12 protein-coding genes are annotated in these 13,133 nt (G+C 69.2%); 6 read left to right on the top strand and 6 right to left on the bottom strand.

Features of this window, described 5'->3' with window-relative positions; all coding sequences use genetic code 11:
• Nucleotides 1-22: 22 nt before the first annotated feature.
• From hpf to mtrA, 5 genes are all read right to left on the bottom strand, one after another.
• On the bottom strand, nt 23-679 hold the full coding sequence (hpf, locus tag ACFY9N_RS06195; RefSeq protein ID WP_391477469.1) for a ribosome hibernation-promoting factor, HPF/YfiA family: 657 nt from the start codon (nt 677-679) through the stop codon (nt 23-25).
• A gap of 94 nt (nt 680-773) precedes the next feature.
• A complete protein-coding gene (locus ACFY9N_RS06190; RefSeq protein ID WP_391477468.1) occupies nt 774-1,448 on the bottom strand; it encodes a ComF family protein in 675 nt (224 codons plus the stop codon).
• A 98-nt stretch (nt 1,449-1,546) separates the two neighbouring features.
• Nucleotides 1,547-3,256 carry an LpqB family beta-propeller domain-containing protein gene (locus tag ACFY9N_RS06185; protein WP_391477467.1) on the bottom strand — a complete coding sequence of 570 codons (1,710 nt, stop codon included), beginning with the start codon at nt 3,254-3,256 and terminating at the stop codon, nt 1,547-1,549.
• An 11-nt stretch (nt 3,257-3,267) separates the two neighbouring features.
• Nucleotides 3,268-4,950 (bottom strand): MtrAB system histidine kinase MtrB, encoded by a 1,683-nt coding sequence (mtrB, locus tag ACFY9N_RS06180; protein WP_391477466.1) that lies wholly within the window; start codon nt 4,948-4,950, stop codon nt 3,268-3,270.
• A gap of 7 nt (nt 4,951-4,957) precedes the next feature.
• Nucleotides 4,958-5,638, bottom strand: a complete 681-nt coding sequence (gene mtrA, locus ACFY9N_RS06175) for an MtrAB system response regulator MtrA (RefSeq protein WP_391477465.1) — start codon at nt 5,636-5,638, stop codon at nt 4,958-4,960.
• Between the two features lie 97 nt (nt 5,639-5,735).
• On the opposite strand from mtrA, the gene ACFY9N_RS06170 reads away from it, so the two are divergent.
• The 5 genes from ACFY9N_RS06170 to ACFY9N_RS06150 are packed head-to-tail and all read left to right on the top strand — an operon-like array spanning nt 5,736 to nt 11,299.
• Complete coding sequence (locus tag ACFY9N_RS06170; protein ID WP_391477464.1) at nt 5,736-7,157, top strand: hypothetical protein; 1,422 nt, start codon at nt 5,736-5,738, stop codon at nt 7,155-7,157.
• Nucleotides 7,154-7,795, top strand: coding sequence for a DUF4129 domain-containing protein (locus tag ACFY9N_RS06165; protein WP_391477462.1), 642 nt, complete (start codon nt 7,154-7,156; stop codon nt 7,793-7,795). Before ACFY9N_RS06170 ends, ACFY9N_RS06165 begins: the two co-directional genes overlap by 4 nt.
• On the top strand, nt 7,792-9,030 hold the full coding sequence (locus ACFY9N_RS06160) for a DUF4350 domain-containing protein (RefSeq protein ID WP_391477461.1): 1,239 nt from the start codon (nt 7,792-7,794) through the stop codon (nt 9,028-9,030). Before ACFY9N_RS06165 ends, ACFY9N_RS06160 begins: the two co-directional genes overlap by 4 nt.
• A 37-nt stretch (nt 9,031-9,067) precedes the next feature.
• Nucleotides 9,068-9,991 carry an AAA family ATPase gene (locus ACFY9N_RS06155; RefSeq protein WP_391478464.1) on the top strand — a complete coding sequence of 308 codons (924 nt, stop codon included), beginning with the start codon at nt 9,068-9,070 and terminating at the stop codon, nt 9,989-9,991.
• The gene (locus ACFY9N_RS06150; protein WP_391477459.1) at nt 9,992-11,299 is read left to right on the top strand and encodes a DUF58 domain-containing protein; all 1,308 of its coding nucleotides are present in this window, start codon (nt 9,992-9,994) and stop codon (nt 11,297-11,299) included. It begins immediately after the preceding gene.
• 12 nt (nt 11,300-11,311) lie between these two features.
• Here the strand turns inward: ACFY9N_RS06150 and ACFY9N_RS06145 are convergent, their stop codons facing one another.
• A complete protein-coding gene (locus ACFY9N_RS06145; protein ID WP_391478463.1) occupies nt 11,312-12,304 on the bottom strand; it encodes a stage II sporulation protein M in 993 nt (330 codons plus the stop codon).
• A gap of 16 nt (nt 12,305-12,320) precedes the next feature.
• Between ACFY9N_RS06145 and ACFY9N_RS06140 the strand changes: the two genes are divergently transcribed.
• Nucleotides 12,321-13,130 (top strand): RDD family protein, encoded by an 810-nt coding sequence (locus tag ACFY9N_RS06140; protein WP_391477458.1) that lies wholly within the window; start codon nt 12,321-12,323, stop codon nt 13,128-13,130.
• Nucleotides 13,131-13,133 lie beyond the last annotated feature (3 nt).

The following is a 13,133-nucleotide window of genomic DNA, read 5'->3' as shown; positions in this document are numbered from 1 at the left end:
GCCGGGCCGCTCTCTCATGCGGTCAGGAGGCGAGCGCCTCGGCGGGCGGAGCCTGCGCACTCAACGCGATGACACCGTAGTCCCAGCCCTTGCGGCGGTAGACCACGCTCGGGTGATCGGTGCGAGCATCGACGAACAGGAAGAAGTCGTGCCCGACCAGCTCCATCCGGTCGACGGCCTCCTCGACCGTCATCCACTCGGCATCGAAGTTCTTCGTGCGGATGACGACGGGCGAGTAGACCTCTTCTTCGTCGTTCTGCACCGGGATGTTGCCCGTGGCCACGGCCCGGAGAACGTCGACGGACGCCGGCTCGACATCGATCCCCTCGAGGGCTCCGCTGCCCTTCTCGAAGTGCGCACCCCGCGGGTGCTGGCGGCCGTCGACTCGCTTCTCCTTCGCGCGACGCAACTGCTCGGCCATCTTGTCGACCGCGAGATCGAGTGCGACGAACTTGTCGCCGTCGGTCGCCTCGGCACGGACGACCGGACCCTTGCTCACCAGCGTGAGCTCGACGGTCTCCTCCGGGACCTGCCCGTTGCGGTAGACCCGGTGGGTGACCTTCACGTCCAGTCGTTGCGCGCGAGCCGCGAACGTCTGAATCCGGGCGATCTTCTCCTCGACAACGGTTCGGAAGCGATCGGTGATACCCACTCCGACGCCAACGATGCTCGTTTCCATTGCTGCCTCCTTGTCCCGGTCCTCCCGGCCAAGGGCGGACCGTGGTCGCCTTGTGACCCCCCACGCTAGTCCGCTTGAGTGCGGATGTCACGGGTCACTTCCTCCGTGTCGCGGAAGAGTCTTCGATGAGTCTCCCGTGACGCGGCGTGGCGGCGAGCGCGACGCCGCCGACGACTCGATAGCCCGCCGCGGTGAGCGCTCGCGCCGCCTCATCGAGCGTCGCCCCGGTGGTCACCACGTCGTCCATCACCAGCACGGATGCACCGTCGTCGCGACGTCGGGCGATCATGCTGCGGTGGACGTTCGCTGCCCGCGCCCGAGCATCGAGGCCGCGTTGGTCCGCCCGGCGCACGGCCATCCGCAGCAACCGCGCCGGAGCCGTATCGGCCCTGCGCAACAGCAGTTCCGGTGCCCGATACCCGCGACGACGGAAGGCCGATCGGGACGTGGGCACCGGCACGATGTGCCGCACCTGCGCCGCCAGCGGCGACAGCACGTCGCTCAGAGCGGCGCCGAGCGGCGCGGCCAGGAGGGTCTCCCCTTCACCCTTCAACCGGCGGATGCATCGCGCGGCGACACCCGTGAACTCCAGCGCCGCCCGCACCTCGAGCCCGCCCGGCGTGCGTACCGTGCGGGCAGCGGGGCGCAGAGCATCACGGCACTCCGTGCAGAGCACGGTGCCGCCCGCGCTGCAGCCTGCACAGGATGCGGCGAGGAGGAAGGCGAGGATCTCGCCGCCGACGGATGCGAGACTCGAGAAAGAGGACATCCGTCGATGCTCACGCGACGACGGACGACTCTCCGACCATCACCGCACGCTTCGTGGAAACTCTCCCTCGCCCCGTCCTGTGCAGGAAGAGACGTCCGTCACTGCCCCGCGCGCGTGGCGAGTACACGCACGTCGGTCGCCACCTCGCGCCACGCCGACCCTGCGTGGGCGAGAAGCGATCCGTCGGTCGACAGCACTCGCACACCCGACAGAGTTCGTGCACCGGAGAGCGCGGTGGCGCCCGCCGGTGCCGCCTCAACGGTCGCGGTCCCGCCCACCACCTGGGTGAGCAGGTCCGGGCTGGCCGAGTCCGCCATCACCGACAAACGGTAGTCACCGACCCAGACGAGCCCCTGCGTATCTCCGTCGACACGGGTCTGCTGCTTCATCGGGCCGAGTTCGGTCGGGAGACCGCTCTCGTCGCGCACGACCGCGGCGACCACGACCCAGCGCTGGCTGCCCACCTCGATCACCGCAGCGATCCGAGAGCCGTCCGCCGACACCCGCATCTGCAGGACGGCCGAGGCATCCGGCCACGCGTTCGCCACCGTGTGCGGCACCGCATCGTTGCCCGACACGAACACCTCGGCAGGGCTCGCCGTCGGCACCGTCCACGTGTAGCCGTACGGATCGAGCGACGGAGCGATCAACCCGTCCCGTAGGTCGAGTTCATCGAGCCGCCCTTCGCGGACCAGGTACGCGTGTCCGTCGGCGAGCTGCACGGCCGCCGCGCTGTCGTCCGCCGCGACATCGATCGCGGTGATCGGCTGGGAGAGGGCGAGGATCTCGTCGCTGAGTCCGTCGATCGGAGAGACCTCGTCGCCGACGATGGTGCCGAACGCACTGCCGGTGAGCACGACCGGAGCGGATTCCTGGGGAGGTGAGACGACGTTCACGACCCCCGCGTCGAGCGTGCGCCCGTCGACGGTGAAGCGCACCTGTGACACGTTCACCCCCGCAGCGCGCAGTGTCTCCTGCAGTTGCGTGCGCATGCGGGCGAGCGTCTGCGTCTCGAGGGCAGCGGCCGAGCGGGTCAGCGCGACCTCCGCCACCTGATTGGCGTTGATCGGCACGGCATCTTGCGCGAGCTGCACGTCGGCAGGAAAGGCGGTCTGCACCGCGGGCTCGAGCCAGGAGCTCGGAGACCCGTTGATCAGGGCCTGCACCACGGTCGTCGCGATGCTCGTGCGGCGCGGGAACCAGCGCACGTCCGGCACGAGCCGCGACCACGTACGATCGAAGTACTGGAGCGGATACCCCTCGAACACCGTCGAGAATCTCTCCTCGTCGATCACGACGCCGTCGGGCGCCTGCGAGATGCGCCACTCCCCCGCCTCGGAACGCTCCACAGTGAAGGCCAGATTCGCCGGCCCCGCCGCCGCGGAATACTCTCCGGAGGAATCCACGCTCGCCACCTGATCGAGCTGCACCTGCACGTCCGCGGTATCCGCATCGTCGACGTCCTCGTCGAGCACCGACGATGAGACGGACCTGTCCGCGGCGGTGGCGTCGACGGCCACGCCCGTACTCGGTCGCCACGAGCGCTGCATGTCCGGCGTGAGGAATCGGCGCGCGATCTCCCAATTCTCCGCGGGCGTGATCGCCGCCTCCATGAAACCTTCGACGATCTCCCGGGGACTCGCGCCGGGGGCCGGTCCGGAGGCGAGCGGGAGGAAGTCCGCGTCGTCGGGCGACTCACCGAGTTCGAGGCCGACGTTGACGTCGCCCGAGGTCGGCAGACCGGTGCACGCGGTGAGCAGAAGCAGGCTCGCGGTGGTGAGTGCGATGCCTCGCAGGAGAATCTTCATCCGTTCGGCGTTCACGGAGCCTCGCCTCCGTCGAGCATCTCGCGCCGCACGTCGGTCAGCGACAGGGGCTGCGTGGCATCGCCGATCTCGGCGAGGGAATCCTGCGGTTCGACGGCCACCGGGCTCGGGCCGTCGAGCGTCGTGCCGTGACGCGGAAGGGTGAGGACGAAGTTGGTCCCGACGCCGAGCTCCGACCACACCGCCAGTGTGCCACCGTGCAGCGTTGCGTCGCCCAGCGCGATCGACAGTCCCAGGCCCGTTCCTCCGATCGTGCGTTGGCGCGAAGGATCGGCGCGCCAGAAGCGGTCGAACACCCGTTCGGCATCCTCCGGGTCCATACCCAACCCGAAGTCGCGCACACCTGCGGCGACCGCATGCTGGTTGCTGTCGACGGTGACGACGATCGGACGCCCCTCGCCGTGTTCGATCGCATTGCCGATGAGGTTCCGGAGCACGCGTCGCACCCGCCGCGGGTCCATGTCGACCGGGGAGTACCCTCCCGGTGCAACCAGTCGCAGTTCCGTGCCGTGTCCGTCGGCGAGGGGACGCATCTGCTCGATGACGTCCTCCGCCACGTGCGCGAGGCTCGTCGCCTCCAGCTCCAGTTGCACCGACCCGGCGTCGTAACGACTGATCTCGAGCAGGTCCGACAGCAGCGTCTCGAATCGCTGAACCTGCGCGTGCATGAGCTCGGCGGCGCGCGCGGTGACCGGGTCGAAGTCCGCGCGCTGATCGTTGAGCATGTCGGCGGCGAGCCGGATCGTGGTCAACGGCGTGCGCAGCTCGTGCGACACGTCGGAGACGAACCGCTGTTGCACCATCGACAGCTCTCCGAGTTCCTTGATCTGAGCCTCGATACTGTCCGCCATCGCGTTGAACGAGCGACCCAGAGTCGCGAGCTCGTCCTCGCCGTGCACCTCCAGCCGCACGGCCAGATCACCGGAGGCGAGGCGCGCACTCGTCTCCGCCGCCTGGATGATCGGCGTCGACACCGTCCTCAGGACGATCCACGAGATGGCCGCGACGATGGCGACCAGACCGATTCCCGCGATCCACAGGGTGCGCTGCACGAACACCAGGGTCTGATCGGCGTCGGACAGGTCGTACGCGAAGTAGATCTCGAAGGGGCCCGCCTCGGGCACGACGACCTGCTGTCCGACGATGATTCCCGGCACTTCTCCCCCTCCTTCGACGGGGAGCGCGACCGATTGCCACGCCTGACGGTCGTCGAACTCGACGACCCGCGCGCGGAGGCCGTCACTGAGCAGACTCGCGCTGAGCCCGGCGGTGAAGCCGTTGAGGCGGACGCCGTTCGCGTCGGCGTCGATCCGGATGCCGGTGAGCTGATCGGCGTTCGAGTTCTGGGCGAATCCCGCCTGGATCGTGTTCCACAGATCGGCGAGCGCGGCCGGATCGTCTCCGACCTCCGCGACGTCGAGGGTGCTCTGGGCCACGTCGACCGCACGTCGCGCGTCTTCGAGCGCCTGGTTCTTGCGCGAGACGAAGAGGTCGTTCTGGATCACGAGCGCCATCGTGACGCACGTGATGAGGATCGCGAGCGAGGTCGCGAGAAGGGTCACCGCCAGTGTGCGGAACCGGAGTGACCGGCGCCACAGCGACGCCAGCACCGTCGGCCAGCCGCGCCAATCGCGCAGGACGGCGACCGCCGTGGTGGTCGCTGACGTCACGGCCATGGGCGCGTCAGACAGCGCTCCCGGCGCGATAGCCGACGCCCCGGACGGTCATCACGATCCGCGGGTTGTCGGGGTCGAGTTCGACCTTCGCGCGCAGTCGCTGCACGTGCACGTTCACGAGTCGCGTATCGGCCTTGTAGTGGTAGCCCCAGACCTGCTCGAGGAGCATCTCGCGGGAGAACACCTGCTGCGGCTTCGACGCGAGAGCGACGAGCAGCTGGAACTCGAGGGGGGTCAAGGCGATCGGCTCCGTGCCACGGCGCACCTCGTGCGCATCGACGTCGACGGTCAGATCACCCACGCGGAGCTGTTCGCTGGTCGCCTGCGGAACGGGGCGGAGACGTGTGCGGATACGGGCGACCAGTTCCTTCGGGTTGAAGGGCTTGACCATGTAGTCATCGGCGCCGACCTCGAGTCCCCGGACGACGTCGGCCGTGTCGGTGCGTGCCGTGAGCATGATGACGGGCACTCCGGACTCCGCGCGGATGCGCGTGCAGATCTCGATGCCGTCCATGCCCGGGAGCATGAGATCGAGGAGGACGAGATCCGGGCGCTGGGCGCGCCACTCGTCGACGGCACGTGCTCCGTCGGCGCAGAACACGGGCTCGAATCCTTCGGTGCGCAGCACGATGCCGATCATCTCGGCGAGCGCGGTGTCGTCATCGACCACAAGGATGCGTGAGGTCATAACTGTTACCTTATGGCACTCGGTCTCACGTTCCCCAGGTCTGCGCGCCAACACCGGGGATATGGCACGATGGAGGCGCACGACGGAGGGAAGTGCTGTGAGCGCCCAGACCTGGACCCCTGCCCGGAAGAAGGGCATCATCCCCCTGCATCCGATGACCTTCGGAACGCTGCTCGGGAAGGCGTTCGCCGCGCTGCGGCACAACCCCAAGGTCCTCTTCGGCTTCGCCGTCGTCCTGCAGCTCGTGGTGCTGATCCTCGCGGCACTCGCGATGGGCCTCGTCCTCTTCACCACTTTCTCCCGGCTCGATACCCTCTCTCCTTCGAGCCCGAATTTCGAGGCGGTCGCCGCGGGAACGATCGCGATCAACGTCATCGCGGGCATCGTGGTCGGTCTCGCCTCGATCGCCGTCACCGCGATCATGCAGGGCGTGATCGCAGCCGACGTCAGCTACGCGACGATCGGAACGAAGGCCACGCTGCGGATGCTGTGGCGACGGATGGCCCCCGCTTTCTGGCGTCTCGTCGCCTACTCCGCGCTGGTGATCGTGGCGGTCTTCGGATTCCTCATCGTCTTCGCGCTCCTCCTCTTCGGGGTCATCGCCGGCGGTATCGCGAGCGGAATGGGAGCATCCCCCGAGACGGTCGGACTGATCGTCCTGATCGCGGTCATCTTCTTCCTCGCGTGGATCCCGCTCTACGTCTGGCTCAGCACCAAGCTCATGCTCGTACCCTCGATCCTCGTGTTCGAGCGCGCGCGACTCAAGGACGCGATCGTGCGTTCCTGGCGACTGATCCGCGGCCGTTTCTGGGTCGCCTTCGGCGTGAGCATCATCATCAGCATGATCATGGGCGTCGCGATGAACGTGGTCGCCCTGCCCGCGCAGCTGTTCGCCCAGATGTTCGGCGCGGTGCTGGTGCCCACCGGCGACCCCGAGCCGAGCGCGATCATCGGCATGCTCCTGCTGCTCCTGGCCCCGCAGATCCTCACCCTGGTCATCCAGGCGATCACTCTGGTCGTGCAGAGCACGAGTGCGGCTCTCATCTACCTCGACTCGCGCATGCGCTACGAAGGGCTCGACCAGACCCTCGTCTCCTACGTCGAGCGCAGCGACATGGGATGGACCGAGGAGCAGCTCGGTGACCCGTACGCCGTCGACCCGGCTCGAGCGGTCTCGAGTGCCCCTCCTCCCAAGGCCGTTCCCGACTACGTGCTGATGGCGCAGCCGTACTCGTACCCCGGTCTCTCCAGCGCACCGCAGCAGCCCGGCTACCAGGCCCCGTACGGGTACGCGCCGCAGCAACCGGCGCAGCCTCTTCCTGCTCAGCCGCACCCGGTGCAGCCCCCGCCCTACGGGTACGCGCAGCCTCCGCAGCCGTACGGTGCGCCTCCCGCGGCCCCGGCAAACGCCGCGCCGCCCGCGTACGTCACGCCGCCCGCTCCCCCGGCACCGCCCGCAGCCGCACGGCACGCGGCGGCGCCGTGGATCGCCCCGGGTGACGGTGACTCGCCGGCATGATCCGACCGTTCGACGATCTGTTCATCCCCGATGGCGATGATGCGCGCCGCTGGGCCGAAGAAGAGTTGAGCAACCCGCGCTATGCGGATGCCGAACCCACGTGGTTCGACTACCTGGCGCGCGACATCGGCCGATTCATCGCCAACCTCTTCAGCTCCGACAACGGCGCGGCCGTCGGTCCGTCGGCGCTCGTGATCGTCTCCATCTTGGTCGGCACCGCCCTGATCGTCGCTCTGATCGTCTGGGGCCGCCCGCGACGCTCACGCGCCGTCGCCCGCGCCCGCACAGACCTCCTCGGTGTCGACGACGATCGCACGGCGGCGCAGCTGCGCGCCGACGCGGAGCGTAGCGCCCGCGCCGAGGATTGGGATGCCGCCACCGTCCTGCGGTTCCGCGCGATCGCGCGGGACCTCCTCGAGCGCGACCTCATCGATCCCGCCCCGGGCGCCACCGCGCAGGCCATCGCGCGGGACGCGAGCGCGGTGTTCGCCGACGAGTCGGTGCCCATGCGCAGCGCCGCGACGGCTTTCGACGACGTTCGTTACCTGCGTCACCCCGCGACTCCCGAATCCTATGCCGCCCTGGCCGCCACCGATGAGCGCCTGCGGTCCCGTCGGCCGGCGGTGATGACCGCATGACCGTCGTCGAGGAGCGTGACACCCCCTCCGCCACCGCCGAACCGACGCGACGACTGCGCGCGGTGATCGGCTGGGTCATCATCGCCGCACTCGTCGTCGGTGTCGCGTGGGTGGGGATCCAGATCGCCGCGACCGCGCCGAGCGATCGCCGCTCGCTCGATCCCGAGGGGCGAGGCGACTCCGGCGCACTGGCGCTGGCCGAGATCCTTCGGGATCAGGGGGTCGAGGTCGAGGTGCATCGCTCACGCGCCGAGGCGCGCGCGGCCATCGACGACGACACCACACTCGTGATGACCAATCCCTACACGCTCAGTGATGAGGCCGTCGCCGAGTTGATGGATCCGGCCGACCGCGTCGTCTTCCTCTCCGTGGGCGCCCACCTGCTCGACAGCCTCGGTCTCGGCGACTACTCCTCGGCACCGCTCTCCGAAGTCGACGCGCAGTGCTCTGCCGGAGAGTTCGCGCGGGTCGGCACGATCGAGCCGGATCGATTGATGACTCCCGCACCGGGTGTGGAGTGGTGCTTCGGCGACGACGAGGGCGCGGCCGTGCTCATCGACGATGCCGACGGTCGGCGCACCTCGATCGTCGACGGCACGCGTCTGTTCAGCAACGCCTACCTCGCAGAGAACGGGAATGCGGCTCTCGCCCTCGCCCTGCTCGGTCAGACCGATCGGGTGGTCTGGTACGTCCCCTCGCTCGGCGACTCCGACCTCGAGGGCACGTCCGAGGACACGCTGGGGACCCTGACGCCGCCCTGGGTCACCCCCGCGATCATCCTCCTGATGCTGTCCGGGATCGCGGCGGCGCTGTGGCGCGGGCGACGGTTCGGTCCGCTCGTCGCCGAGACGCTGCCGGTCACGGTCCGTGCGTCCGAGACGATGCACGGGCGCGCACGCCTGACGGCGAAGGCGGCGGATGCGCCGCACGCGGCGCTCGCGATCCGCGACGGCGCGCAGCGGCGCCTCGCCCGACGACTCGGGCTGACGGCGCGGGCGACGCCCGACGAGGTGGCCGACGCCGCATCCGATCGTCTGCGCATCCCCCGCGGCACGCTCCAGTCGCTCCTCGCGGGACCGCTGCCCGCCGACGACGCCGCACTCGTCGAGCTCGCCCGACGTCTCGCCGAGCTCGAGGACGCCGTCGAGCAGACCCATCGACCCGCCCGCGCGGCGGGCGCACCATCCGCACACAGTCCATCCACGACGGAAGCCGAGGACACCCGTGACCGCTGAGTACACTCCCACCGACGACGCCGCCCTGCGCGGGGCGATGCACCGCGTGCGCAGCGAGGTCGACAAGGCCGTCGTCGGTCAAGCAGGAACCGTGACCGGTCTTCTGGTGTCGCTGCTCGCCCGGGGCCACGTGCTGCTCGAGGGCGTTCCGGGCGTGGCGAAGACCCTGGTCGTGCGATCCTTCGCGCGTGCCCTCGGTCTCGACACCAAGCGCGTGCAGTTCACGCCCGACCTCATGCCCGGCGACGTGACCGGATCGCTCGTGTACGACGCGCGCACGGGCGAGTTCGACTTCCGCGCCGGCCCGGTGTTCACGAACATCCTGTTGGCCGACGAGATCAACCGCACTCCCCCGAAGACCCAGGCGGCCTTGCTCGAGGCGATGGAGGAGCGGCAGGTGTCGGCCGACGGCACGAGCCGGGCGCTCCCGGATCCGTTCCTCGTCGCGGCGACCCAGAACCCCATCGAGCACGAGGGCACGTATTCGCTGCCGGAGGCCCAGCTCGACCGATTCCTGATGAAGCTGGTGGTCGGGATGCCCGAGCGCGACGCGGAGGTCGCCGTGCTGCGCAAGCACGCTTCGGGATTCTCTCCCCGCGAGCTCACGGGGGTGGAAGCAGTCGTGACCGCGGAGGAGATCCGTGCGGCGCAGGCCGCCGCCGGACGCGTCGAAGTCACCGAGGACGTGCTCGGCTACGTCGTCGACCTCGCCCGCGCCACGCGCCAGTCCCCGTCGGTGGAACTCGGCGCGAGCCCTCGTGCGTCGACCGGCCTCCTCGCCGCTGCGAAGGCCTGGGCCTGGCTCAACGGATCGACGGCGGTCACTCCCGACCACGTGCAGACGATGCTCGTGCCGGTCTGGCGGCATCGACTGCAGCTGCGCCCGGACGCGCAGATGGAAGGCGTCTCGGCGGATGCCGTGCTGACGTCGGTCGTGCAGCAGACCCGGGTACCGATCTAAGTGTTCGTCACGGGTCGCCTCGCGCTCGCGGTGGGTGCGGGCATCGTTCCGCTGGTCATCGCCGGGCTGGCGGGATTTCCGCCGTATGCGGTGCTGGGTGCATGGGTGGGACTGTGCGTCGTACTGGTGGTCGTCGACATCGTCTTCGCCGCGAGTCCGCGCACGGTCACCGTGACCCGGCGCGTTCCCGCACGCGCTCGTCTGGGCGAAGCGGTTCCGGTGAGCGTGGCCGTGCACAATCACGGTTCCCGCGAACTGCAGGCGCTCCTCCGCGACGCATGGCAGCCGACCGCCGGCGCGGGAACCGCACGGCAGGCTCTCGAGATCCCGAGCGGTGAGCGGCGCCGGGTCGACATCCCGCTCGTTCCCCGACGCCGCGGTGAACTCACGAGCGAGTTCGTGGTGATCCGCTCCCGTGGCCCCCTCGGCCTCGCCGGACGGCAGGCCATCCACCGCGTGCGGGGAGCGATCCGCGTGCTCCCCGCGTTCTCCTCGCGCAAGCACCTCCCCTCGCGCCTCGCACGCCTGCGCGAACTCGACGGCAATACGAGCATCCAGGTGCGCGGTCAGGGAACCGAATTCGATTCGCTGCGGGAGTACGTTCGTGGCGACGACGTGCGATCGATCGACTGGCGCGCGACCGCCCGCGCCGGCACCACGATGCTGCGCACGTGGCGGCCGGAGCGCGATCGGCACGTCGTCATCATCATCGACACCGGACGCACCGCGGCCGCGCGCGTGGGAGACGGAACGCGAGCGGATGCCTCGCTCGAGGCCGCGCTCCTCCTCGCGGCGCTCGCGGCACGCGCCGGAGACCACGTGCACCTGCTGATGTACGACCGCGTGGTGCGCGCGCGCGTGACGGGCGTCGAGGGCAACGCGCTGCTGCCTGCCCTGACCGATGCCATGGCTCCGGTGCACGCGCGACTCGTCGACACCGACTGGCACGGGGCGTTCGCGGCCGTGCGCACGCTGACGACGCGCCCCTCGCTGATCGTCGTCCTCACCGCGCAGGATGCTGCGGAGTCGGCACGAAGCTTCCTCGGGGCCTTCCCGGATGCCTCTCGGGCGACGTCGATTCTCGTCGGCTCCGTCACCGACGAGTCGATCACCGAGCTGGCGAAGCAGCGCGGCTCGCGCGAGGAGGTCTACCTCGCTGCGGCAGCCGAGCGCACCCTTCGCGATGCCGAGAACGTGGAGGACGCGATCCGCCGCGCGGGTGGGGAGGCGATCTCCGCGGACCCCGAGGGCCTGCCGCCTCGGATCGCCGACCGCTATCTCGAGCTCAAGGCCGCCGGCCGACTCTGAGATCGCTCCTCGTCACCCGGCGAGAAGTCGCGGGGTGCCCGCCTCGTATTCGACGAGATCACCCGTTTCGCCGCGGCGGTACGCGCGTCCACCGATCACGAGCATGTAGATCAGGAACACGGCAAGCGCTGCTGCGCCGATGCCGATCTTGAGCGGCCAGGGCAGAGCCCAGCCGGTCACGAACCCCTCGACCAGGCCGGCGAGGAAGAGGGCGAAGATCAGGCCCAGCGCGACCGTCGCGAGGGCCCTCCCCTCCGTGCCCAGGGATTCGGCGCGAGAGCGATCGCCCGGAGCGACCCACGCCCAGAAGAGATGCAGACCGGCTGCGGCGGCGACGAAGATGCAGGTGAGCTCGAGCATTCCGTGCGGCAGGATGTACAACAGCATCACATCGCCCTGGCCGTGCGCGATCATGACGGCGCCGGATACCCCCAGGCCGAAGGCGTTCTGCACGATGATGTAGAGCGGCCAGATACCGGTGACACCGAAGAGCACGCATTGCAACGCGATCCACGCGTTGTTCGTCCAGACCATCCCCATGAACACTGCCGCGGGGTTCTCGGTGTAATAGCCCGTGAACGACTCATCCGCATACTGCTGTAACGCGTCAGGGGGTCCGAGCGTGGCGATCAGCGCCGGATCGCTCGAGATCCAGAAGGCTGATCCGAGTGCGATCGCGATGAAGGATACGGCTATGACGAGCGTCGTCCACCGCAGACGGTACAACGCAGCAGGAAGCTGGTCGACGAAGAACCGCGAGGCTTGGGTCAGCACGCTGTCCGATGCGCCGGTGAGCCGCATACGTGCGCGAACGAGGATCGTCGACAGGTAGTTGCCCTGCGGTGAGTCACCGACCGATGTCTTGAGCTCCGCGAGATCCGCCGATGCGGCACGGTAGCGCACGATCAGTTCGTCGACGCCGGCGCCATCCAGCCGCGAGGTGCTGAGCTCGTCCAGTCGCGCCCACTCGGCGCGGCGTGCATCGGTCAACGCGTCGGCATCCACCTGATTTACTGTACTCATGTCCGCGCCGATCGACACGACCGATGAGATGCTCTCCGGCGAAGCGGTCGCGATCGATGTCCAACCCGTCGGGTTCCTGATGCGCTCGCTCGGCGCGCTCATCGACATGCTTCTCGGCTACGGTGTCTTCATCCTGTGGCTGTTCCTCCGCGTCTGGCTTCTCGACGCCGGAATCCTGACCGAGGCGACCGACCGGATCGCGACCGTCGTATCGCTCGTCGTGAGCTTCCTCGTACTACCGCTGAGCATCGAGATGCTGACGAAGGGCCGTAGTCTCGGCAAACTCGCCGTGGGCGGGCGCATCGTCCGTCTCGACGGTGGGGCGACGGGATTCCGTCACGCGTTCATCCGCGCTCTCCTCGGAGTCCTCGAGATCTATATGACCTTCGGCGGCCTCGCCGTGCTCGCGGGTGCCCTCACCGCCCGATCCCAGCGTCTGGGAGATCTCGTCGCGGGCACCTACAGTCAGCGCGTCCGCACGCCGGCACTGGTCCAGAACACTCCGGTCATGCCCGGAGAGCTTCTCGGCTGGTCGCAGATCGCCGACGTCGCACGTCTGCCCGACCGTCTCGCCCGTCGCATCTCGCAGTTCCTCGCCTCGGCGCACCAGCTCATGCCCGGCGCGCGTGCGCGTGTCGCGGAAGAACTGCTCGCCGAAGCATCCGCCTTCGTCTCGCCCCTGCCGCAGGCCGCACCGGAGCGGGCGCTGGTCGCGATCACGGTCATCCGGCGGGAGCGCGAGCGACGTGCGTTGACCGCCTCCGACGCGCGCGCCGAGCGGCTCACCGGGCGGCGCGTCAGCGTCTGACGC

This window comes from Microbacterium sp. NPDC008134, assembly GCF_042957055.1.
In the GTDB taxonomy this organism is placed as follows: domain Bacteria; phylum Actinomycetota; class Actinomycetes; order Actinomycetales; family Microbacteriaceae; genus Microbacterium.
This window is presented reverse-complemented; position numbering and strand designations above follow the sequence as displayed.

Bases quoted from the DNA above. Each gene is read 5' to 3' on its own strand.
- hpf (WP_391477469.1), bottom strand. From the start codon at position 679: ATGGAAACGAGCATCGTTGGCGTCGGAGTGGGTATCACCGATCGCTTC.
- ACFY9N_RS06155 (WP_391478464.1), top strand. From the start codon at position 9,068: ATGCACCGCGTGCGCAGCGAGGTCGACAAGGCCGTCGTCGGTCAAGCA.
- ACFY9N_RS06160 (WP_391477461.1), top strand. From the start codon at position 7,792: ATGACCGTCGTCGAGGAGCGTGACACCCCCTCCGCCACCGCCGAACCG.
- ACFY9N_RS06185 (WP_391477467.1), bottom strand. From the start codon at position 3,256: ATGAAGATTCTCCTGCGAGGCATCGCACTCACCACCGCGAGCCTGCTT.
- mtrB (WP_391477466.1), bottom strand. From the start codon at position 4,950: ATGGCCGTGACGTCAGCGACCACCACGGCGGTCGCCGTCCTGCGCGAT.
- ACFY9N_RS06165 (WP_391477462.1), top strand. From the start codon at position 7,154: ATGATCCGACCGTTCGACGATCTGTTCATCCCCGATGGCGATGATGCG.
- ACFY9N_RS06190 (WP_391477468.1), bottom strand. From the start codon at position 1,448: ATGTCCTCTTTCTCGAGTCTCGCATCCGTCGGCGGCGAGATCCTCGCC.
- ACFY9N_RS06140 (WP_391477458.1), top strand. From the start codon at position 12,321: ATGTCCGCGCCGATCGACACGACCGATGAGATGCTCTCCGGCGAAGCG.
- mtrA (WP_391477465.1), bottom strand. From the start codon at position 5,638: ATGACCTCACGCATCCTTGTGGTCGATGACGACACCGCGCTCGCCGAG.